Genomic DNA, 22,457 nt, shown 5'->3' on the forward strand with positions numbered 1-22,457 from the left:
CGCTCGTCATCGTCAGTACGTGTGCTCTTGCACTCGGTCTGGACAGGTTGGTGCTTGTGTGCCGTCGTCCTCGTACTCGGTCACGCCAGCCAGGTCGCGGCCGGCGATGTAGCCGAAGGCCATGGCCGGGCCGAGGTTGATGCCGCCGGAGGGGTAGTTGCCGCGCATGATCGAGGCGTGGTCGTTGCCCGCGGTGTACAGTCCCGGGACCGGGCGACCGGCGGTGTCGACGACGCGGGCTCGGGTATCCGCGGCGATCCCGGCGAAGGTGCCGAAGGAGCCCGGGCGCACGTGTACCGCGTAGAAGGGACCCTTCTTGATCGGTGCCAGCGAGGGGTTGGGCCCGACCTTCGGGTCGCCACCGTAGCGGTTGAAGGGTGTGGCGCCGCGCTGGAACTGCGGGTCCTCGCCGCGGCGGGCGTTCTCGTTGAACTCGCGCACGGTCTCGACGAGGCCGGTGGGATCGATCCCGCACTTGCCGGCGAGCTCCTCGAGGGTGTCTGCCTTGATGAGGTATCCGGCCTTGATGTAGGGCAGCAACGGCATGGGGATCGGCTTGGCGAAGCCCAGCGGGTACTTGCGGACGAAGGTGGAGTCGGCGATCTGCCAGGACTCCACCGGCTCGCCGTCCGGGGTGGCCTGCAGCAGGCCGTCCACGTAGTCGAAGTAGCCGTTGGCCTCGTTGACGAACCGCCGGCCGTCGCGGCGCACGCCGATGGATCCTGGCTTGGCGCGGTCCATGATGTGCGGGAAGGCGCCCTGGCTCCCGTTCGGGAACGGGACCAGGGACACGGGGCACCAGGCGGCCGGGGAACGCATGTCCGTGTCGAACACGCCGCCGGCGCCCAAGGCCAGGTCCAGGCCGTCGCCGGCGGCCTCCTCCGGGGCCAGGGACCAGTGTTCGTTGCCGGTCGGAGCCTTGGGGAACAGTTGGCGTCGGCGTTCGACGTCGTGCGGGAACCCGCCGGTGGCCAGCACCACGCCGCGGGACGCGCGGACGTAGCGGCCGCCGTCGGGACCGCCCACCAGGGCGCCGGTCACCCGGCCCTCGGTGTTGCGGACCAGCTGTTGGACCGGCGCGTTCACCCGGATGTCCACGCCGAGGTCATCGGCGGATTTCATGAGGCGGCCGGTCAGGGCGGTGCCGTTGACCAAGTGCATGGAGCGGCCCTTGCGCACCATGTCCCACACATGCGGGATGACGCGCCCGGCGGCATAGGCCCATCCCTTCGGGGACCACTGGGAGGCCGAGAGCATGGTGGTGAGGTCCTTGCCGGCCATGATGCCCATGCCGAAGAACGACGTGGGGTAGTACTGTCGACGCATCTTCTTCAGCAGCTCGGGGCGGAACTCGTAGGCATTGACCGGTTTCGGGCCCACCGAGCGGTTGCCAGTGCCGGCTCCGGGCAGGTGGCCGTAGATGTCGTTGATCTTCGCGCCCGTGACGAACTGCATGGCGGTCTTGGTGTGGAAGAAGCCGACCATGTGGGGCACGGCTTCCAGGAAGGCGTCGATCTTCTCAGCCGCGGCCGGGGTGTACCGCTCCCCCAGCACGCCCCGAAGGTAGGTGCGGAATTGCTCTCGGTCCTCGTTCACGCCCTCGGCGCGGGCCAGGGCGGTGCCGGGTGTCCAGGCCCAGCCACCGGACCAGCTGGTGGCTCCGCCGCAGACGGACGCCTTTTCGGCCACCATGACGTTCAGGCCGTGGTAGGCGGCGGTCACCGCGGCCGAGAGGCCGCCGGCTCCGGAACCGGCCACCAGCACGTCCACGTCCTCCACGGGGACGCCGTTGGCCAGCACCTCGTCCTCGTTCAGGGGCCGCGGGGCGGCGCTGTCCTGCGGTGTCGTCGTCTCCGGGGTCATCGGATCACTCTCGCTTCTGTCGTCTCAGTCGTTTCGCCCGGTCGGTGCCGGGCCCGGGGCATGCCTGGCAGGTCCGTGGTGGCAGAGCCCGCCCGGGCGCCGGGCGGGTCAGGAGTGCCCGCACGCCTGGCCGGGGTGGGCGGCGTGGTATCGGTGGTCAGCGGCCGTGCTCGTCGGGGTCCAGCCGCGGTCCGGCACCGGTGTCCAAGCTGTCCAGGGCCTGCATCTCTGCCTCGGTTAGCTCGAACCCGAACACGTCCAGGTTGCTGCGCTGCCGGCCGGCGTCGGCGGACTTGGGCACGGCCACGCGGCCGGACTGCACGTGCCAGCGCAGCAGCGCCTGGGCCGGTGTGATGCCGAGGCGCTCCGCTGGCCCGGTGACCTCGGGCAGGTCGAACAGCTCGCCGCCGCGGCCCAGGGGGCTGTAGGCGACGGTGAGCACGCCGGCATTCCGGTTGGCGGCCAGGACGTGGGGTTGTGCCACGTACGGGTCTACCTGGACCTGGTTCACGGCCGGCACGAGCCCGTCGTCCCGAAGCGTCCGAAGGTGGTGCGGGGTGAAGTTCGAGACGCCCCAGGCCCGAAGCAGCCCGCTCCCCGTGAGCTCGGCCAGAGCCTGTGAGGTCTGCCGGAAGGTTCCCTCCGACTCGGCGCGATGCGGGTTCGGCCAGTGGATGAGGTAGAGGTCCAGGTAGTCCAGGCCCATGCGTTCCAGGGTGGCCTCGAGTCCGGCCCGTACGGTGGCGGTGTCTCCAAAGGTGGCGTTGGTCAGCTTGGAGGTCACGAAGATCTCGGCGCGGGCCAGTCCGCTCTCGCGGACCCCGGCCCCGACCGCGTCCTCGTTACCGTACATCTCCGCGGTGTCCACGTGGCGGTATCCCAGCTGCAGGGCCTGCACGACGGCGGCACGGGCCTCCGTACCCACCAGCGGCCAGGTGCCCAGGCCGATGCGAGGCACGTGCACGGCGTCGGGACCCTGGGGGTCTGGCAGCCCGGTGCCGGACAGGGCGACGGTGGGGGCAGGGGTGGTTGTGGTGATCGGGACGGTCATCGGGCCGCCTCCTCGACGGCGAGCAGGGATCGGGTGGCTCGCATCAGGTGTTGGATCCAGGCGGGCCCGCCCAGGCGCTTGACGGCCTCGTCGTTCGGCACCTCCACGGAGACGGGCAGCAGTGTTCCGGTCCGGGGCGTGTCCGCCAGGCCGGCCTCGATGGCGGCGAGCATGCCGGACAGGTCGAGGTCGCCCTCTCCGGGGGCCAGCCGTGCCGATCGTGACTCGTGCACCAGGCCCTGGCGGTCGGTGGGGCGCACAGCGGGGGCATCGCAGAACTGCACCAGGGGCGCACGGCCCGCGGCGGCGGCCAGCTCCTCCGGCGTCCCGCCGAAGCGGGCCACGTGCAGGGTGTCCACGAGGAGGTCACAACCAGTCTGGACCGCGATTTCGTCTGCGAGGGGGATGGAGTTCACCACCTGGTAGCTAATGGCTTCGAGAGCTGGGGTGATGCCATAGGCCCGTCCGTCCTCGGCCATCTGTGCCAAGGTGTCACGGGCCCGGGAGAGGTCCGTGTCGGCGCAGGCCACGGTCAGCGAGTCGGCTTCCAAGGCCTGTCCGGCCTCGAACATGCGCATCCAGGCCTCACGCTGGTCCGAGCCGTCCAGAAGCAGGAACTCGATGTCCTTGACCACCACGCCGGTGTCGGCCATCCGCGCGAGCGTCTCCGCCAGCAGCGCTGATCCTGGCTGCACGTCGTAGGAGGCCTCCTGGTCGGTCACGGGCCGGACCCGGACGCCGACGAAATCGAAGCCCGCGTCGGCGGCGTACTGCACAAGCTCGGGCGGGGAAGCCGACAGCAGGGAGAGCTGGGCGAGACCGATCAGTCGGCCATCGGATGCAGGCATCTGCGGTATCCGTTCTTCCGGGACGTGAGCGAGGTGACGCCTCTCATGTAACCCGCTTCACAACTGGCACATCACCCGAGATCCCATTGATCGGGATGGAGTGAAAACACGGTCACCCTGGTTGGGCTCCTGGCAGCCAGAGCATGTTGCCGATACCCCACAGCACCAGGCACACCAGCACGAACGGCAGGGTCCGGGCGATCAGGGCCCCGCGGGTCAGGGGCGGTCCCGGGGTGCCCTCCCGTTGGAAGGGGCCGGCGATCCGGTAGGCGAGTTCGACGCGCGCCGGGCTGGCCAGGCAAGCAAGGCCGGCGGCCACGTTCTGCGAGGCCATCATCCACAGCGGATCTGCCCCCAGGGCCCTGGCGGCCGCGTCCTGGGTGCCACCGAACATGGCGTTGGCCCCAGTGCCCGAGGCCGTGATGTACCCGCCCAACCCGCCGAGCAATGGCACCAGGAGCAGGTAGCCCTGCCCCAGCCCGGTCAGTGCCGTGGCCAGCGCCTGGGCCAGTCCACCGGCGGAGACCGCGGTGCCCAACACCAGGTACAGACCGGTCGGCACCGCCACCTGCAGCCACATCCGGCGGATCTCTCGGGGCAGGAGCCACCGGTGGTCCCGGTCCATGGACAGCACGACGATGCCGACCAGGGCACCGGTGATGGACCACAATGCCGGTGAGCCCAGCACCGCGCCGAACCCCCCGAGCGGCAGCAGTCCCTCCAAGAGCTGTCCGGTGATGGTGCCCAGCAGCAACACCAGGTACGGCACCAGGGCGCGGGCCGGGATGGGCCCCATCCGGCCCCGGTTGATCACCCCGGCCCAGCCCGCGGACATCACCAGGGTTGCCACCGCACCGGCCACGGCCGTGCCGAAGGCCAGATTGGCGGCCAGCACAAGTACGGACAGCACCACGCCCGAGGCCAGTCCCGTGCCGATCCAGGCGAGGTAGTCAACCGGTCGGGGCCGGGAGCCGCCGGCGGTTGTGGGCAGTCCCCGTCCGGCGATGACCGCGGCCACGGCGCCCGAGCCCAGGAAGGCGATCACGTTCAACACCCCGGAGGCCACGCCCAGATCCTGCAGGGTGACGCCGGCGATCTGGGAGCCCAGTAGCGTGCCAGGACCCATCGATCCCCAGGGGCCCACCATCAGGGCCACCAGTGAGAGCGAGGCGGCCCGCAACGGAGTGAACCCTAGGGACAGCAGCAATGGCAGTCCGATGATCACGGAGACCCCGAATCCGGTGACCGTCTCCATGAACGGCACCACCCCGTGCGCCATGAGCAGCGCCGAGGCCACCGTGGGACCACCGCCGGCCGAGAGCCACCGGGCCAGCTTCTCCTGGGCGCCGGTGCGGTCCATGACGCGGGAGAGCAGGATTCCGCCAGCGATGATCGCCAGCACCTCCACCAGGGTCCAGACGCTCTCGCCCAAGGCCGAGGACAGCTCCGCCACCGGGGTGGAGAACCAGGCCATACCGATCAGCACGGCCGAGACCAGCCCGGCCCCCGGTGCCACCCACGACGGAGCCGGCACGAGCAGCAGGGCCAAGGTCAGCACAATGGGCAGAGCCGCCATGAGTACATCCAACGGCGGCCCACCTCCACACTTCTGTCAGGTTCTCGTCACCGAAAGATGCTACGTGCTGTGGACCCGTCCCAGTTCCTTGGAACTGGAACACTCCCCCAGAGAGTGACCAAGCACGACGACACGCCGCGGATTTGCGTCCCAGAACTAAACCCAAAACGACGTCCCACCCGGAGCGTACACAGATGACTTTCGGTACAGTGTGCCCATGGACATCGGCTACGCGCGGGTCTCGACCACAAAACAGGACCTCGACCGGCAGATCGATGCCCTGCGTCAGGAGGGCATCACGGCGAAGCGGATCTATGTCGACAAGAAATCCGGTGCCAACACCAACCGCCCCGGGCTCCACGCTGCCCTGGACCAGGCCCGGGAGGGCGACCTCATCGTCGTGCACACCCTGGACCGGCTCGGACGCACCGTGAGGGACACCCTGAACCTCATCCACGATCTGGCCGACCGCGGCGTGGGCGTGCGGAACCTGGCCGACCCGATCCGGGTCGACTCCTCCAACCCCGAGGACCCGATGTCCCAACTAGCCGTGGTCATGCTCGCCCTCTTCGGTCAGATGGAACGCACCTACGCCATCGAACGCGCCGCTCACGCCCGGGCCGTGGCCACCGCCAAGGGCCGGCGGAGCGGTCGGCCCAGCGTGGTCGATCCGACCAAACTGGCCTACGCGGAGCACCTGCGCAACGAGGGCCACACCATCAATGAGATCGTGGAGAAAACCGGCATCACTCGGACCACCCTCTACCGACACCTCCCGCCTCGCCCACCACGGCCCCTCACCGCCGAAAACCACCACCCCAACCAAGCCGACACACGGCAGGAGTGACCGGGCGTCCCCACAACATCCTGAAGCCGACACTCGCGGATGCGCGTGGGCTCGGTGAGAAGTCCCCATGGGGTCTCCGGAGCACTCGTGGCGGGCTCGAGCACAGTCGGCGAACCCGCTGGCACTTCACAATTGCCACCGCCGAGACGGAACCGACTCAGATTTCTTCGTGGGAGCCGCCATGAGTCCCTGCAAGACAAGGATCGGGGCACTCGCCAGTTCAATCGGATCCGTCACCACCGCTACTTGTCCTTCGCTTCGCAGGGTTTCAGCGTGCTCCACCGCGGGGTTGCCGGAGTCGCGACGCCACAAGGGATGAGAGAACACGAGCGATCGATCCTTATCGGTAGCGACGGGCACCCCGCTCGGCCCCCTTGACCACTTCACTTGGACGCTTTCTCCGGCACCACGGAGATCCGCCAGGAATGCCTCGAAGTGCCCCAGGTTTCCGAACCATCGGCCCGTCTTGAGGGGTGAGCCGGCGGCTAGATCAATCATGTCTAAGGCCAACCGCCAGTTGAGCGCTCCGTGCAAACGTTGGTTGTCCCACCCTTGGAGGCAGTCCGGACACAGAACATCACACTGGCGGGCATGGGACCGCTTCTCGTAGTCGGCGGTGAGGCTCGTTCGCGTTTCCTGCAATAGTTTCTTGAGGTTCTCGGGGCGAGAGAATTCCTCGGCGTAGCCGGCGCCGTTAGCCGCGGCGTCGGCCAAGAAGATTCGCATGACTCGCGTTCTCGTTTTCTGATCCTCTGTGCTGTAAAGGCCGCTCTGCAGTTCTTGGGGGTCAATGTCGAGAATTGACTTCGCTGCTCGGCGCAGAATCTCGGCGAAGGAGTGATAAGCGCGCACACCGGCCGGCAGCACCGTGGGATCCTGTGCAACGACGCCGCCCGGAATATCGACACCGGAGAGCCCGAATGTCACCGCATCTGTCACCCTGACGTATCCGATGGCGGCGCTACCGAAAGGCTTGCCGGTCGTGCCGGTTTTCCGCCCTTCTATGTCGGCAATTAGTCGGCCTCGATCTTGAGTGAAGGTGAACAGCTGTCCCCGGTTGTCGTTGTAGGACACGATCTGGCTCTGGGGGAACCGCTGCACATCGAGCGCACCGATCCGTTCCTGAGAGGCTGGGTCACCCAACGGAACGAAACTCGGTTCTTGGGCCCTCGCTGTCAGGGAATATGCACTGCCCCGGTACTCTCTCGGTTCGCCGGACATGAATCCCTTTGGTTCGAGCAGGCGCACCGGCGTGAGCACGTCGGAGCACGTCGGGCACTGCGTCGGTGCATTGGCCACGTCATTTGCCAGAGCCGCGAATCCGCACGAAGAACACGCGGACAGCCACATCACCGGGCCTGTGGAAGCAGCGCTGCGGAAGAATGCTGGCGGTTTCGAATCCAGGGGCGGCGCGAAATCAGCCAATGCCTCGACCGTGTACACGAGACCGTCCCGCACGACTTTGGCCCCGGGCGCATAGTTGCTAATAGCCAAGGCCATGTCCCGGTCAGCCACCGTAGCGTCCTGAACTGCTTGAGAGATTGTCGAGCCGGCCGTGAGTCGTGGAATGGAGTGGTACAGGTTCCTGACCATTGTCGGGAAACCATGCAAGGGGAGAATGCCGCCACGCGCCGCGACTTCTGATAGCTCTTCGGGACTGTCTCCATCCGACGTTGTGCCAGCCTCCCGTTCCACGGCCCCGTCGAGGCTTGCGACGAGCCCCACGAGAACGGAATCCACGATTCCCGCTCGGTCATCTCTGCTCAGCGCCAGCCCCTCGAAGAGGATGTCGGCGATGTCTTTTACCCAATCTGCGTGATTGCTTAGCCACTGTGCTGCGTGAGTACGGGTGATGCCATCGCGCCACTGTTCCACCGTCCCGAACGTGCCGTGACTGCTATCCGGTGTCCACTTGGCTTCCGCGCAACTGGCGAAGCATTCCTTCAGGACGGTCGACGCCAGGACGCGCCGTGCCACCTGTGGTCGATTCGTCATCAGATAGGGCTGTGGCGCTGGGTCCCCGGTGATCCGCTCGGGGTGCTTGAAGTAATACTGGTCGTGTTCGAAATCGCGGCAGCTCGTGACAGCAAAGGAGAAATGCTGGCCGGATCGTCCGGCGCGCCCTACTCGCTGTTGGTAGTTGAACCGTTGCGGCGGCATGTTCGCCATGACCACGCTGCGGAGTGTCCCAATGTCGACGCCGGCCTCCATAGTCGTCGTAACGCTCAGCACTTCCAGCGAGTCGGCCCTCTCGACTTCCTGGAGGTTGGTTAGTGCAACTCCCTGGAACAGTCGCTGCCTGCGCCGGGCTTCCGAAGCCGGTCTCGTCTGGGCCGTCAGCTCCGCCGTGGCAATCTTGCGGGACGGTTGGTCCGCTAGACGGCGGTAGAAGTTGGCTCCTTCACGATCATTGACAAGTGCCTCCATGTCCACGCCGTTGCAACCATGGTTGACGCACACTCCAGCTGAGGGGTGCATGTGCAGGAACTGACAATTTTGGCAGCGATGCATCGTCCCGTCCCCGGACTCCACGACGACTGGTTGAGAAGCTGCTCCGATCTCCAGAACCCAGCTGTCTGTGACCACCACGTTGGCGAGAATTTCCGAGACTGCAGAGGCAAGGGACTCATCGTCAGCACCGTGCTGCACCGCCACCGCATCAAGGTAACTCTTGACGGCACTCGGCATGCTCGAATATCCGCCAAACCGTCGCCCCTTGGGACGGAAGCCGGCCAGGCCAAGAATGCGCAACACCGAGGCAAGGAGCTCCTGAGTGGCATCCTTATCCAACCCAGGCAGGGTTTCGATATCCAGGACCGGTTTCAAGTAACCAATACCGGCGCTCTCGATGTCCCGACGCGCACCGTCGAAGGCAACGTTAAGCAGCTCGTTGCCGAGAGCGCGAAGGGAGTTAGTTGCGAATGTGGCGGCCTGCTCGGAAATGTCACGATGCCAGTCATCCTGCGAGCCGGGTTCGAAGGCACGGAACCACGGTTTCTTGTCGGCACCAGCATCTAGGGGGTAATGTCTGGCGCTGCGGGAAACGCCGGCCGGGCTGAGGCCGAGTTCTACGAGCCGGTGGGACACCGCTTCGGTGACCTTGAGCCAGGACCGCCCCGATAGTCTCGTAATGGCCTCGAGGAGAGGGGCCGGCCGTGTTCCCCCTTCGAGTTCTCGTTCATAGAGGTCTTCCCAATCCGGGCAGATGGCTCGCAACCGGGCAATGAAGTCCCGTTGTTCCTCGGTCATTGCCCGCCGTGCCGCCCGGTCACCGAATTCCGCCTGCAAAGTCTCGTTAGGGTCGAGGCTGGGCTCCACCGTCAGCTCGCGGGCCAAGGCCTGCGTCAAGGCATCCTGGTATTGACGGAAGTTTAGGGACGCGGAGGCCCGGGCCGCCGCGTCACGATTGTCCGTGAAGACAATGGTGCGGTAATCCTCGGGACGATCGCCCAAGGACAAGGGCAGACTGCGCATGTATACCTGCGTCAGCTGCTCCGAGTTCGTGCGGTGGCCGCGAATCGGACTGTAGACGCTTCCGTCTTCGGAGAAGTCCATTTGCCGTGTCGTTGCCTGCTGTGCACAGGCCAGGCACCGGTCCGGCAAGGCAGGCAGTCGGCCAGATCCCTCGGAGTCGATCTGGACTACATAAGCGTTGATCTCGTCCAGATGCGGGAGCAGGTCCAGCCTGCCCGATCGCTGGAGATGGACACCACGCACCTGGACTTTCTCTCCACCATTGGTCCACGACTCCTTGGTCGCGTAACCCTGTGCGGCCCCCTTGAGCCAAACCCACCGATACTGACTTCGCTTGCGCTGACTGAGGACTGGAGGGGTGGCATTCACAACTTCGAAGGGGGTTGCTGACAACATCTCAGCGTGGGGTAAATCGGGATCTCGGTTGACGTACCCCCCGAGGCTGATGTCACCGCATTCATTACAGAAAAGGAGTTCTAAGACCCGGGATTGGCATGCCGGGCACGCTGTCGCTGGCGCCGTCGACAATCGCCCGATGCGAGGCGACTCCTGCTCAGGAGCCTCCGGACATTCTGGATTGATACATGCCCACAGGCCGGAGAGGGATCTAGCAAAGAGATGGCCGCGCAACGGCACGGTTGACACCTCCCCCGCACCGGCAATGGCGGAAAGTATCTCGCCCGTTCGCTCGGCACGTTGCTCCTCGGGCAGGTTAGGTAGCAGTTTCCCGCCGATGGTGCTGACGGACGTCGGCCGAAATCGCCATGGATCTTCACCGTCTCGGCATGCAGCAGCCACTGCCACGGAGAGGGCATGGGAATCCACCGCTTTCTGAACTCGCAGTTCGACGTCGGAAAGGTCGACCGAATCGGGGATCTCCATTGCCTGTCCGGCTGTCACCAGGAAGCTGTCCCGTGGCGCCCCGAAGAAATCTTCCAGGTAGGCCAGACCTTCCTCATTCGGCTCCAAGGAAGCGGACGCAGCGATGATCCTCAGCTGGGGACTGCTCGGTGAAAGTCCGATTCTCTCCAGGAATCGACGAAGAAGGAGACCGACTTCCGTGCCCGCCGTGCCTCGAAACGTATGTAGTTCGTCGACCACGAGAGTAAATACGGAATCAGGGCTGCTCTGGAGCCAAAGCCGGGTCTGGTCGAACATGCGGTCTTCGTGGTCGCGCATGAGCATCACATTGAGCATGGCGTAGTTGGAGACCAGGATGTCTGGCGGCGTCAGAACCATATCCCGACGGTGTACCATCTCATTCCGCCGAGGATCCGTGAAGAGGGAGAGGACGGACCCGCCCTTTTCGCGCGCGACGGCGTCAAACTCTTCCATCAACTCTTTGATGGCCTGGGCGTCCTTGCGATAGTCGCGTTTCTTGCCGCTCATGGTGGTTGCACGAGCAGACCCGAGGGTGCTTCCGGTATACCTTCCGAACCAGATGCGGGCTCGCGGATCGCGGTTCTCCAGGGCACGCAGAGCACGACGGAGTCGGACCAGCTGATCTTCGACGAGGGCATTGGTGGGATACAGGATCATGGCCCGCATGGCTGCCGGCCGATGGGAACCGTCCCGGCGAAGGCCGGGTTCAGGCTTGGAGCGGGCTTCCCACCACGTATTCACAGGAGACGGGGCTCCCCAAGCCTTCGACTCTTGGACCAGTCGCGTCAGGATTGGGATCAGGAATCCCTCGGTCTTTCCAGAGCCCGTCCCCGATGTCAAGACGACGTTCCTCTGAGCGCTGGGTGGTCCGAGCGAATGGATGACAGACTCTGTCTGGTGTCGGCGTAGGCGAACCTCACTGCTGGAGTCCTCGATGCCGAACACCGCACTCGTCACGGCGCCGAGCACGTCCGGATCAATACCGGCCGAGGCTGCGACATCACCGACGACATCTGTTCCTGGATACGGCAGAACCGGCTCGATGAGCGGCTCGGTGAAAACTGCTGATTCTGCGGTCAGCAGGTTCCTTCGAGCAGCAGCCAACCCGGGATCCCGGAGACGGAAGGTGGTTTCGTAGTAGCTAAGGAACGCATCCGACAGGTTGTCCAGGAGGGTGATGGGGGTCAGCGCGTTCATGAGGACATCCTTGCGCGGAGAGCGGCGGCGAGTTCGTCGGTGACATCGCGGTATGCATGGTGGAAACCGCCTGGCGATGACTCTGGCAGACATCCACTGCTCAAGACGGCAGCGCGCTCGTACAGCTCTGGCAGACGTGCCCCGAGCGGCGTGGTGAGGATCTGCTCATCGTGATGAAATCCCAGTAGCGTCCTCCCGGCGGCCTGGGCCAGGAGATGCTTGCCTAACTCCACGTCGACAGCGGCCGCAGTACCGATTTCTACGTCATGTTCCGTCCGATACCAGTAGTCGCGTCGGTGGTAGCCGCGGTCTCGTCGGTAGAGTCCCGGAGCGTCCCATCCGGAGACGTCAATCCACGCGAGGGAATCGAGTTGGAACCTCTGGAAGGGACCCTGCTCGAGTCGCATATTGCGTCGCGGCAGGTTGGAAGCGACTTCCGACAGGGCCGGCAGCTGGCCCGCGATCAGCCTCCAAGACTCTTCGGCGTTGTCCACGCCGTCCAGTTCGATGTACTCGAGGAGATCGGAAGCCGAAGCGCCGGTGACGGTGGGCAGTTCGGCAAGCGAGCGGGAGGGGTGTAGTTCTGCCTCCAGGTCATCCACCACAGCTCGGAGACCCGCCATGCGCTCGAGTGACCAACCGCCCCCAAGTGCCACTCTGCCGTTGGCCAGCATGAGTAGTGCCGGCGGTGTGATCTCCCAGCGCTCCCTACGGAATGAATCATCCCGGGTCGTCTCCATCAGGCCTAACGCACTGAGGTCACGAAGCAAGTTGGCTTGATCACCGGTGTTTGCTCCCGATTGAGCGACGATGGCCTGAAGCGCCGCGATGTCGCCGCTATGCGTGTGAACGAGCGCATCGCTCACAACATCCGTACGGATGTCATGAACGTGGACTTCGGGCAGGCGTTCCGCGAAGGCCACTTTCGATTGTCCGGAGGCCTCGTTTCGAACCGCGTTCAGGGCCCGGCCACGTCGCTCCTCGTATTCACGTCGAAACTCCGGCTTCATGGCATCTACCCAGTTGATGGGCGTGCGACGGACAGCGCCGCATCGGCTGCACGTGCCGGTCTGCCACTTTCCCTTCGTCTTGCCATCGATGAACGTGGGGAACTGAAACACGTGGGATCCGGTCACGATGCACGCATCAGGCGCTGGCGCCGGCAGGCTCAGCGATTCCCGGCTGGTGGACTGTCGGTGATGCAGGGCGCTCCAGTCGACTTCACTCGGCAGGCCGCCGTCGAAGATCTTCCCTTCCTCTGCCAGCACGTCGACGCCGAGCACCGTGATGTCCGCGGCGTCAATCCCTGTGAGCGCGCTTGCTGCAGAGATGGGCCGAGTATCGTGGGCTGCTCCCTGATGGCGAACGAGCCCTTCGTAGTCCTGTTGCGTGCCCGTACGCAGACGCAGAGTTTCAGTCTGCAGCGGTGGCGTTGGATTCGAGCTCTTGCTTCCGCCTCGTGACTTGTGCAGCGACACACGATAATCCCCGGCTGCAAGGGAATCCGGCAGTTGTACGATGCACGGCCCCGAGATGCCCGCCTGCAGGACGGTCACCTTTTCGCCTTGGGCCCCAGGGGTCAGCCACACCTCGAACGAGGCCTTCGTGGAAGGAGCGGTCGTGACGATGATGTCGGGAAGGGCCGCTGCATGCCATTTCTTCAATCGGCCCGGAAGCCGAAGCCCGCCCTGCACGGTGAACTGTGTCTCGATGGGCGCGATGAGAGCGGTGACCTCGCTGGAGGTGAAGTCTCCGATGTTGGCGACGGCACCAGGGATGAAGCCGTCAATGATCAACCAATCCTGGTCGATGCCCTCAACGCGGAGATCCTTGTTCCCGGCGAATGAGGTGAGCGTCAGCAGGGTGCGCAATTCCTCGATCATGTCCAGGGATGCATCTGGACTGACCAGGATCCGATGCCTAGCTCCGGAGACGGCCCGGCGGGTCTCAAGGTATGCGCCGGCTGCCTCGTCCTGGACGAGCAGCACGATATGTCGAGGGCGTCGTTGCATGACCCGCCCGTCGGGTCCGGTCAGCCGGATCTCCCGCGTCAGCAGTTGGCCGGAATCAATGCCGATTTCGTATCCCGCGGCGTAAACGTGCGTTGACGACAGCTCGCGGGGCCTCAGGGTAACCTCGCCCTGTTCGTGGACCAGGCTCCAGGACTGCATGTCACCGCCTCGACGAAGGGCTAGCCCCAGGTCAGCGGACTCGCTATCACCGTGACGTCCCCGGAGCACCATGGCCAGTGGCACCCACGTGGTTTCCGATCCACCGAGCGATGAGGTCAGCCCGATGCTCGAGCTCGAGCGCTCGACCCGATCTACATCACCATCCCAAGCCCGCAATTCTGTGATAGCCGTTTCGGCGATTCGCTCTCGGACGTCCGCAGCCTGGTTCCACTTCTGGATAAATTCCTTGCCGGCACCAGATCCATGGATGTTCGTCCATTCGTCGATCAGGCTCTCCATCTCAACCGGGGAGAGCAGGGAACCGGGCAGTAGTGCGTACTGGGCGAACATTCGCTGGAATGCCTGGCGATCCGCCATGCGGATGATGGCCTGGGATACCGGAAGGCCGACGTAGCGGTGGTGGTTGGCATGGGCAGTGGGAAGGCCGAACCGCCCCTCCATGTCCTCCAGCCACCAGTTGAACGCTTCCCAGAAATCCTCCGTGACGCGGAAGTCGTTGCGCAGCTTCTCCTTGTCTGCCTCCTGCAGTCCAAAGGCGGCGAGCAAGTGGTTGTAGTAGTTCGTCGATGAAACGTACTTTCCGTCTCGGGTGGACTCTTGCATGGATTGCGCGGCAATCACCGTGGTCACTAGAAGTGCGGTGACCGGTGGGGGTTCGGAACGGTCTTCATATCGTTCTCGGTTGCTCAGGGAACGGGCATTCTTAACCCAGAGGGTGACCTCTCTTGCGTAGACGGCGAAGAGTTCCTTGGATGACGAAGAGGAGTTCATGACATTGCGGACGACCTCGAGCAATCGGTCCTTGCCCCGTCCGTGCTCCAGTCCGAAGCGTTCCTCCAGATGGCGGTACAGCTCTGGTTGAGGGTCCAGGTAGAGCGGCTTGCTCTCCATGTCTTCCCGTAGGAAGTACTGGTTGACCTGTTCATTCCACTTCAGGTATTCCTCGAAGGGACCCCACTTGCGAGAGTTGCGCAAGCGCCGACTCAGCGGTTGCGTCTCATGCCTCAGGTTCTCCTGGTTTCGGTCAACGGTGTGTACCGTCATGCAGTCCTCCCAAGGCCAAATGTGATGTCTAACCCAGAATAGGCAGGGGAGAAGACCTAATCAGGCGTTCCAAGTGGTTCTCACGTGGGGATTCCGTGTAGGCACGCTAGTAGAGCCCCACCCATCAGACACCGGCGTCCACGATCGCGCGTGGATCGACTCATCAGTGCCGCCCGATACGCTGAAGGATGTGATTACCGGTGAACTGAAGTCCCAAGTCGATAGCGTCTGGAACGCATTCTGGTCCGGGGGCATCTCCAACCCGCTGGAAGTCATCGAGCAGATCACCTACCTGCTGTTCCTCAAGCGCCTGGACGACGCGCAGACCGCCGCCGAGCGCAAGGCCGCCCGCACGGGCGAGCACCTCGAGCACCCGATCTTCCCCGACGGCACGGACCAGTTCGGCCGCTCCTACCAAGACCTGCGCTGGTCGAAGTTCAAGAACTTCGACAAGACCGAAATGTTCACGGTCTTCAGCCAAAGCATCTTCCCCTTCCTGCGCGAGGAGCTCACCCGCCAGTCCGACGGCAGCGACTCCTCCTACAGCCACCACATGAAGGACGCGCGCTTCACCATCACCAAGGATCACCTGCTGCAGAAGGCAGTGGACCTGATCGACCGCATCCCGATGGAGGACCGCGACACCAAGGGCGACCTCTACGAGTACATGCTCTCTAAGATCGCCACCGCCGGCACCAACGGCCAGTTCCGCACTCCCCGCCACATCATCAAGCTCCTCGTGGAGATGCGCGACCCGAAACCGATGGAGGCGATCTGCGACCCGGCCTCCGGCACATGCGGCTTCCTCATGGCCGCCGGCGAACATCTCCGCGAGCACAACCCGGACCTGATGTTCGACCCTGACCAAAGGGCGTTCTTCAACAACGGGCAGTTCCACGGCTTCGACTTCGACTCCACCATGCTGCGCATCGGCGCCATGAACCTGCTGCTGCACGGCATCGAGAACCCGGTCATCGAGAACCGCGACTCCCTGGCTGACCTGCACTCGGCCGACGAGGAGAAGTACGACATCGTCCTGGCCAACCCGCCCTTCGCCGGCAGCCTGGACTACGAGAACACGTCCAAGGAACTGCTCAAGGTCGTCAAGACCAAGAAAACCGAGCTGTTGTTCCTGGCCCTGTTCCTGCGCCTGCTCAAGCCCGGCGGCCGCGCCGCGGTGATCGTGCCCGACGGCGTGCTCTTCGGCTCCTCCAACGCGCACAAACAGCTGCGCAAGGAACTCGTCGAGAACCAACTACTGGAAGCCGTGATCAAGCTGCCGTCCGGCGTGTTCAAGCCCTACGCAGGCGTCTCCACCGCTGTTTTGTTCTTTACCCGCACCAACTCCGGCGGCACCGAGAACGTCTGGTTCTACGACGTCACCTCCGACGGCTTCAGCCTCGATGACAAGCGCACTCCGCTGGACACTAGCGACCTGCCCGATGTGCTCGAGCGGTGGCGCGCCCTCTGCGGTGATTCCGGTGAGGAACGTACGACGGCGGAACTCAGCCGAGCGCGCACCGAACGTTCCTTCGTGGTACCCAAGGTGGAAATCGCCGAGAACGGGTACGACCTGTCGATCAACAGATACAAGGAGATCGAATACGACGAAGTCGAGCACCGCGCGCCGGCGGACATCATCGCCGACATCGAGGTGCTCGATGAGGACATCGCTAAGGGACTCACAGAACTGAAGGGGTTACTGGCGTGAGGACTGTCGCGCTATCGGAAGTTGCTCAGGTCAACCCGCGATGGACCCCAGAGGCGAAGCCCGACGATGCTGTCTCATTCGTCGGTATGGCAAACCTAAGTGATGAGCGGGGAAGGGTAGTCGCTGAAGAACAGCGGCGAGTCAGAGAGGTGCGAACGGGATACACCCCCTTCTTAGCCAACGATCTATTGGTCGCCAAGATCACGCCTTGCTTTGAGAACGGCAAGATTGGCAAGGCTACTATCTCGGAGACTTACGGGGCGGGGTCAACCGAGTTTCATGTTGTTCGTCCTGGGGCTGAACTCGACGGACGCTACGCGCTTCATTTCCTTCGCCGACCTCATTTCCGAGCGGCGGGCGAACTGCGTATGACTGGTAGCGGGGGTCAACGTCGCGTGCCAGCCGATTACGTCGCTGGCACGAAAATCCCGCTGCCGTCCATGGACGAGCAGCACCGCATCGCCGACATCCTCGACAAGGCTGATGCCCTCCGGGCTAAGCGCCGCGCAGCCATCGCCCACCTCGATGCCCTCAGTCAGTCCATCTTTCACGAGATGTTTGGGGATCCGCTCGAGAACCCGAAGGGCGCGCGTGTAAAGGAACTAGCCGAACTGATTGATCCTCAACGCCCGGTTACGTATGGAATCCTGATGCCAGGACCTGACCAACCACAAGGGGTCAAGTACGTTCGAGTGACCGATATCCAAGGCGGACGTATCCGACAAGACACCGTTAGATCCACGACGGACGAGATCGCGGCGAAGTATCAACGTTCCGCACTTAGGCCCGGTGACTTGCTCATGTCGATCCGAGGCCACGTGGGTCGATTTGCTCTAGTTCCCGCTTGGCTAGATGGCGCCAACATCACGCAAGATACCGCCCGTCTTGCAATAGTCGGCGCCTATCCCACCTACGTACGGGAATGCTTATCTATGCCGAGTTTTCAGCACTGGATGGCGCGACACACCAAAGGTGTTGCTGTTAGGGGGATTAATCTTGGCGACGTTCGAAAGATGCCGATTCCGGTCCCGGCGCAAGAACATCAACGCGCTTTCGACGAGCGTGTCAGGAGTGTGGAGAAGCTGAAATCCGCGCATCGCGCTCAGCTGGACGAACTCGACAACCTGTTCCGGTCCCTGCAAGACCGTGCATTCAAGGGGGAACTGTGACGGCCGCGGTGAACTCTGAGCCACTCGAGTCCGAGGTGCCGATCTGGCCCTTCTTCGTGCGGCACGTGTTGGCGGTGCTGTCCGACGGGAGCACGCTGCATCGGCGCGACATCGTGGGGCGTGCCATCGACGCGGCTGACCTTTCGGAAGCGGCCCGGGTTGAGACGCTCAACTCCGGCGGGCTGCGTTCGGAACAGCGGATCGGCTGGGCTATTAGCAACCTCTTCAAGGCCGGTTGGATTGAACGTCCCATCCGGGCCAATTACCGCATCACTGAGGCGGGCCGCGCCTGGCTCGTCGAGCACCCCGAAGGCATCGGTAGCTTTTCCGACGCGAACCGGATCTTCGCGCCGTACTGGCCGCATGTGCAGAAGGACGCTGCCGACGTCGTGCCGGAGTCATCCCTGCCGGACGCCGCCGATCCGATCGAGCAGATCGAGACCGGCATCAACCGGATCACATCCGAGGTGGGCGAGGTTCTGCTGGTGCGGCTGCGCGAGAGCCACCCGGATTTCTTCGAGGAGGCCGTCGTCCGGCTGCTGCTGGCCATGGGCTATGGCGGGGCCGAGCAGCGGGGCCGGCGCATCGGTGGTTCCGGCGACGGGGGCGTGGATGGGGTCATCGACCAGGACGCGTTGGGCCTTGAGCAGGTCTATGTGCAGGCCAAGCGCTATGCCGAGGGCAATAACGTCGGCCGGGAGACCATTCAGGCGTTCATCGGCGCGCTGCACGGGTTCGGGGCCGGCCGAGGTGTGTTCATCACGACCAGCACGTTCACCCAGAACGCCCACGACTACGCGAAGAGCATTCCGACCAGGGTGATCCTCATCGATGGCCAGCGACTGGTCTCGCTCATGATCAAGTATCGCGTCGGTGTCCAGGTGGAGCAGAGCTACGACGTGGTGGGCATCGACGAGGACTTCTTCGAATAACGCCTACCCCGGTTTTGTCGACCCTCGGAACGCCACTGACGTGCGACTATGCCCTGTGACGGCCCGGTCAGTGGATAGCATCGGGTGATAGGTGTGGCTCGGCGCGGCTGAGGGGAAGCGAATGGAACAGGGCGCAAGCAGTGGCGGACACGAGTCCAACTACGGGTTTCTGACTGCCCAGTGGCCGGGTGTGTTCAGCGACGCCCGGGCCGCCGAAACCTACGCCCTGCGGGACCCCCGAAGCTCCCTGCTGTATGCCCGGCGGGCACTGGAAGCCCTGGTCGAGTGGCTCTACACCGCCGACCCGACCCTGCGCGTGCCCCTGCACGACGACCTGAACAACCGTCTGACCGAGCCACGGTTCCAGACCCTGGTCCCGCCCATGGTTCGCGACAAGATGCACGCGATCCGCAAGGTCGCCAACAAGGGCATTCACGGGACCCAGCCGGTCAGCACGCAGATCTCCGCGCACGTCGTGGCCGAGCTGTTCCACGTGAGCGTGTGGCTGGCCACGCGCTACACCACTGACCCCGGCGCCCGCCCTGCCTCGGGCACCAGCTTCGACCCAGCGCTGATGGCCCCCAAACCTGCTGCCGGTGTCGTGCAGTTGACCAAGGCCGAGGCGGAGGCCCTGGCGGCCAAGCTCGACACCAAGGACGCCGCGCTGAAGGAGGCGGCCCGTAAGGAGGCCGGGTACGAGGCGCGGATCCAGGCGCTGCAGGCCGAGGTCGAGGCCGCGAAGAAGGCCAATGAGAAGATCCCGGACGAGCACGACTACACCGAGGCCGGCACCCGCGAGTACATCGACCTCTACCTGGCCGAGGCCGGCTGGGACGTCACGGCGCCGAACGTGCGCGAGTTCCCGGTCCACACCATGCCCACGGCAGCCGGGACCCTGGACGGGGACGGCGCGGTGGACTACGCGCTCTGGGGGGCCGACGGGAAGCCCCTGGCCGTGCTGGAGGCCAAGCGGACCTCGAAGGATGCCCACGCGGGGCAGCAGCAGGCCAAGTACTACGCCGACTGCCTCGAGCGCGCCTACGGGCAGCGCCCGGTGATCTACTACTCCAACGGTTACCGGCACTGGCTCTGGGAGGACACCGTGTATCCGGAGCGGGAGGTCCTGGGCTTCCACACCCGCGACGAACTCCAGCTCATGGTCGACCGCCGGACCCAACGCCATCCGCTGGCTCAGGCGCCGATCCCGGCCGGCATCGCCGACCGCCCCTACCAGCACGAGGCCATCCGCGCCGTCACGGAGGTCTTTGACGACGCAAAACGCCGCCGGGCACTGTTAGTGATGGCGACCGGCACGGGCAAGACCCGCACCGTGGTGGCCCTGACCCAGTTGCTCAGCGAGAACCGGTGGGTCAAACGGGTGCTGTTCCTCGCCGACCGAAACGCGCTAGTCACCCAGGCCGCCCGCGCGTTCAAGAACCTCATCCCCGGGTCCTCACCGGCCATTCTGGGCAGCGACGAGGACGCAGGCAGCCGCATTCACGTCTCGACGTATCCGACCATGATGAACCTGATCAATGCCTCCACCTCAGGCGAGCTGACCGGTCCGCAGCGGCGCGGGGTCGGCTACTACGACCTGGTGATCGTGGACGAGGCCCACCGCTCCGTCTACCAGAAGTACCGCCACATCTTCGCCTACTTCGACGCCCTGGTCATCGGGCTGACCGCCACCCCGCACAGCGAGGTCGACCGCAACACCTATGCCCTGTTCGGGATCGAGAACAACAACCCCACTAACGCCTACGAACTCGACGAGGCCGTCAGAGACGAGTGGCTGGTCCCGCCCCGGGTGATCGACGTCCCGGTCGGGTTCATGCGCACCGGCGTTCGCTACGACGACCTCTCCCCCGAGGAGCAGGCGGAGTGGGACGAGAAGGAATGGGACGAGGACGGACTGATCCCGGACGAGGTCGCCGCCCCGGAGATGAACCGGTGGCTGTTCAACGCCGACACCGTGGACAAGGTGCTCGAAGTGCTGATGGACCGTGGGCACAAGGTGGCCGGCGGGGACAAGCTCGGCAAGACCATCGTGTTCGCCCGCAACCAGGACCACGCCCGGTTCATCGTCGAACGCTTCGACGCCAACTACCCTGCCCAGGCCGGTAACCTGGCCCGGGTCATCACGCACAGCGTGAACTACGCCCAGCGGCTCATCGACGACTTCTCCGACCCGGCCAAGGACCCGCAGGTCGCCGTCAGCGTCGACATGCTCGACACCGGTATCGACGTGCCCGACGTGGTGAACCTGGTGTTCTTCAAGCCCGTCCGGTCCAAGGCGAAGTTCTGGCAGATGATCGGCCGCGGCACCCGACTTCGGCCCGACCTCTACGGCCCCGACCAGCCCAAGACCGACTTCCTCGTCTTCGACGTCTGCGGCAACGCCGAGTTCTTCAACGCCGGGCTCTCCGCACCAGATGCCACCCTGGGACGCTCCCTGGCCGCGAAAACCTTCACGACCCGGGTCCAGCTGCTCCGTACCGCTGCGCTGGCCGGATACGACAGTGGATTCCGCGGTGATCTCGTGTCGCACCTCGGCTCCACCGTGCGCGGGCTACCCCGGCACAACTTCCTGGTCAGGCCGCACGTAGCGGCCGTAGAGCGTTTCGCCGAGGATGCCGCCTGGGAGAAGCTCACCGACCTCGACGCCGCCGTCGTCGACCAAGAACTTGCCCCCTTGGCCGCTGTGGTCCCGGGTGAAGGCCAGGAAGAGTCCAAGCGATTCGACCTGCTGGTCCTGCAGGCCGAACTCGCGGCGCTCAACGGCGACACGGCCGGCCTCGCGCAACTGGGCGCCCAGCTGGTTAAGATCGCCGCGGCGCTCAAGGACCAGCAGAACATCCCGAAAATCGCGGCGCAGCTGGACGTGATCGACGCCGTCGTGGAAATGGAGTCCGAGGACGGTGCATGGACCGCCGTGGACCCCCTGTGGCTCGAGACGGTCAGACGCAAACTACGGGATCTCGTGCCGCTCATTGAGAGGCGCAAGCGCAAGCTCGTCTACACGAACTTCGAGGACGTCCGCGGCGAACTCACCGAGGTGGACTTGGAGGGCGTCAAACGGTCCGCCTTCGACGTCTCCTATTACCGTGAGCGAGCGGCGCTCTATCTACAAGAGCACCTCCAACACATCACCATGCAAAAGCTGCGCCGCGGCCGTGCGCTGACCGCGACCGACCTCGAAGCACTTGAGCAGATACTCCTGGACAGCGGTGCCGGATCCCGCGAAGACCTGGGACGCGCCGCTGCCGGTGACCTCGCCGGATTCATCCGCTCGTTAGTGGGCCTGGACCCCGAAGCTGTCCAAGAGGCATTTGCCGAGTTCATCTCCGAAAGCACGCTGAATACCCGTCAGCTGAAGCTGTTGAACATGCTGATCGCTCAACTCACCCGCGGTGGCGGCATGACGGCCGGCGCGCTCTACGAACCCCCGTATACGGAAATCGCTCCTCATGGACCCGATGACCTTTTCCCCGCGGACACAGTCGATCGAATATTCGACATCGTCAATCGCTTCGGGAACACGAGTCTCCCGGCCTCGGAGGATGTTGTCGGAGAAATCGCCTAACGCTGATATTTCAGCCTGTGACTCGTAGCCCTGCGAGAACCCCGCCTCTCTATCTCTGTGATCAGGCGGTGCACCCCGAAGGCTTCTG

The 22,457-nt window shown here is 64.5% G+C and carries 11 protein-coding genes; 5 read left to right on the forward strand and 6 right to left on the reverse strand.

Annotated elements, in window-relative coordinates:
- Window positions 1-12 precede the first annotated feature (12 nt).
- The 4 genes from Q0283_RS15260 to Q0283_RS15275 all read right to left on the reverse strand — a co-directional run bounded on the left by Q0283_RS15260 (window position 13) and on the right by Q0283_RS15275 (window position 5,338).
- Window positions 13-1,863 carry an FAD-dependent oxidoreductase gene (locus tag Q0283_RS15260; protein ID WP_183528839.1) on the reverse strand — a complete coding sequence of 617 codons (1,851 nt, stop codon included), beginning with the start codon at window positions 1,861-1,863 and terminating at the stop codon, window positions 13-15.
- A gap of 157 nt (window positions 1,864-2,020) precedes the next feature.
- Window positions 2,021-2,914, reverse strand: a complete 894-nt coding sequence (locus Q0283_RS15265) for an aldo/keto reductase (RefSeq protein ID WP_183528841.1) — start codon at window positions 2,912-2,914, stop codon at window positions 2,021-2,023.
- Window positions 2,911-3,762, reverse strand: a complete 852-nt coding sequence (locus tag Q0283_RS15270; protein ID WP_183528844.1) for a sugar phosphate isomerase/epimerase — start codon at window positions 3,760-3,762, stop codon at window positions 2,911-2,913. The genes Q0283_RS15265 and Q0283_RS15270 overlap by 4 nt, the downstream gene beginning before the upstream one ends.
- Window positions 3,763-3,874: 112 nt before the next feature.
- Entirely contained in the window at window positions 3,875-5,338 is a 1,464-nt protein-coding gene (locus Q0283_RS15275) for an L-lactate permease (protein ID WP_298045408.1), read from the reverse strand.
- A gap of 217 nt (window positions 5,339-5,555) precedes the next feature.
- On the opposite strand from Q0283_RS15275, the gene Q0283_RS15280 reads away from it, so the two are divergent.
- On the forward strand, window positions 5,556-6,185 hold the full coding sequence (locus Q0283_RS15280) for a recombinase family protein (protein ID WP_298045409.1): 630 nt from the start codon (window positions 5,556-5,558) through the stop codon (window positions 6,183-6,185).
- Between the two features lie 126 nt (window positions 6,186-6,311).
- Here the strand turns inward: Q0283_RS15280 and Q0283_RS15285 are convergent, their stop codons facing one another.
- Together Q0283_RS15285 and Q0283_RS15290 are read right to left on the reverse strand one after the other, a co-directional pair.
- A complete protein-coding gene (locus tag Q0283_RS15285; protein WP_298045410.1) occupies window positions 6,312-11,738 on the reverse strand; it encodes a DEAD/DEAH box helicase in 5,427 nt (1,808 codons plus the stop codon).
- Window positions 11,735-14,974: a hypothetical protein gene (locus Q0283_RS15290; RefSeq protein ID WP_298045412.1), complete on the reverse strand. Its 3,240-nt coding sequence runs from the start codon at window positions 14,972-14,974 to the stop codon at window positions 11,735-11,737. Before Q0283_RS15290 ends, Q0283_RS15285 begins: the two co-directional genes overlap by 4 nt.
- Before the next feature lie 190 nt (window positions 14,975-15,164).
- Between Q0283_RS15290 and Q0283_RS15295 the strand changes: the two genes are divergently transcribed.
- The 4 genes from Q0283_RS15295 to Q0283_RS15310 all read left to right on the forward strand — a co-directional run bounded on the left by Q0283_RS15295 (window position 15,165) and on the right by Q0283_RS15310 (window position 22,369).
- Complete coding sequence (locus Q0283_RS15295; protein WP_298045414.1) at window positions 15,165-16,685, forward strand: class I SAM-dependent DNA methyltransferase; 1,521 nt, start codon at window positions 15,165-15,167, stop codon at window positions 16,683-16,685.
- Window positions 16,682-17,854 (forward strand): restriction endonuclease subunit S, encoded by a 1,173-nt coding sequence (locus Q0283_RS15300; RefSeq protein ID WP_298045416.1) that lies wholly within the window; start codon window positions 16,682-16,684, stop codon window positions 17,852-17,854. The genes Q0283_RS15295 and Q0283_RS15300 overlap by 4 nt, the downstream gene beginning before the upstream one ends.
- On the forward strand, window positions 17,851-18,786 hold the full coding sequence (locus tag Q0283_RS15305; RefSeq protein ID WP_298045417.1) for a restriction endonuclease: 936 nt from the start codon (window positions 17,851-17,853) through the stop codon (window positions 18,784-18,786). Before Q0283_RS15300 ends, Q0283_RS15305 begins: the two co-directional genes overlap by 4 nt.
- A gap of 121 nt (window positions 18,787-18,907) precedes the next feature.
- Complete coding sequence (locus tag Q0283_RS15310; RefSeq protein ID WP_298045418.1) at window positions 18,908-22,369, forward strand: DEAD/DEAH box helicase family protein; 3,462 nt, start codon at window positions 18,908-18,910, stop codon at window positions 22,367-22,369.
- Window positions 22,370-22,457 lie beyond the last annotated feature (88 nt).

Origin of the sequence: uncultured Citricoccus sp., assembly GCF_937871995.1 — a bacterium.
Taxonomy (GTDB): Bacteria; Actinomycetota; Actinomycetes; order Actinomycetales; family Micrococcaceae; genus Citricoccus.

Coding starts and splice junctions, on each gene's coding strand:
- Q0283_RS15260 (WP_183528839.1), bottom strand. CDS start 1,863: ATGACCCCGGAGACGACGACACCGCAGGACAGCGCCGCCCCGCGGCCC.
- Q0283_RS15265 (WP_183528841.1), bottom strand. CDS start 2,914: ATGACCGTCCCGATCACCACAACCACCCCTGCCCCCACCGTCGCCCTG.
- Q0283_RS15270 (WP_183528844.1), bottom strand. CDS start 3,762: ATGCCTGCATCCGATGGCCGACTGATCGGTCTCGCCCAGCTCTCCCTG.
- Q0283_RS15275 (WP_298045408.1), bottom strand. CDS start 5,338: ATGGCGGCTCTGCCCATTGTGCTGACCTTGGCCCTGCTGCTCGTGCCG.
- Q0283_RS15280 (WP_298045409.1), top strand. CDS start 5,556: ATGGACATCGGCTACGCGCGGGTCTCGACCACAAAACAGGACCTCGAC.
- Q0283_RS15285 (WP_298045410.1), bottom strand. CDS start 11,738: ATGAACGCGCTGACCCCCATCACCCTCCTGGACAACCTGTCGGATGCG.
- Q0283_RS15290 (WP_298045412.1), bottom strand. CDS start 14,974: ATGACGGTACACACCGTTGACCGAAACCAGGAGAACCTGAGGCATGAG.
- Q0283_RS15310 (WP_298045418.1), top strand. CDS start 18,908: ATGGAACAGGGCGCAAGCAGTGGCGGACACGAGTCCAACTACGGGTTT.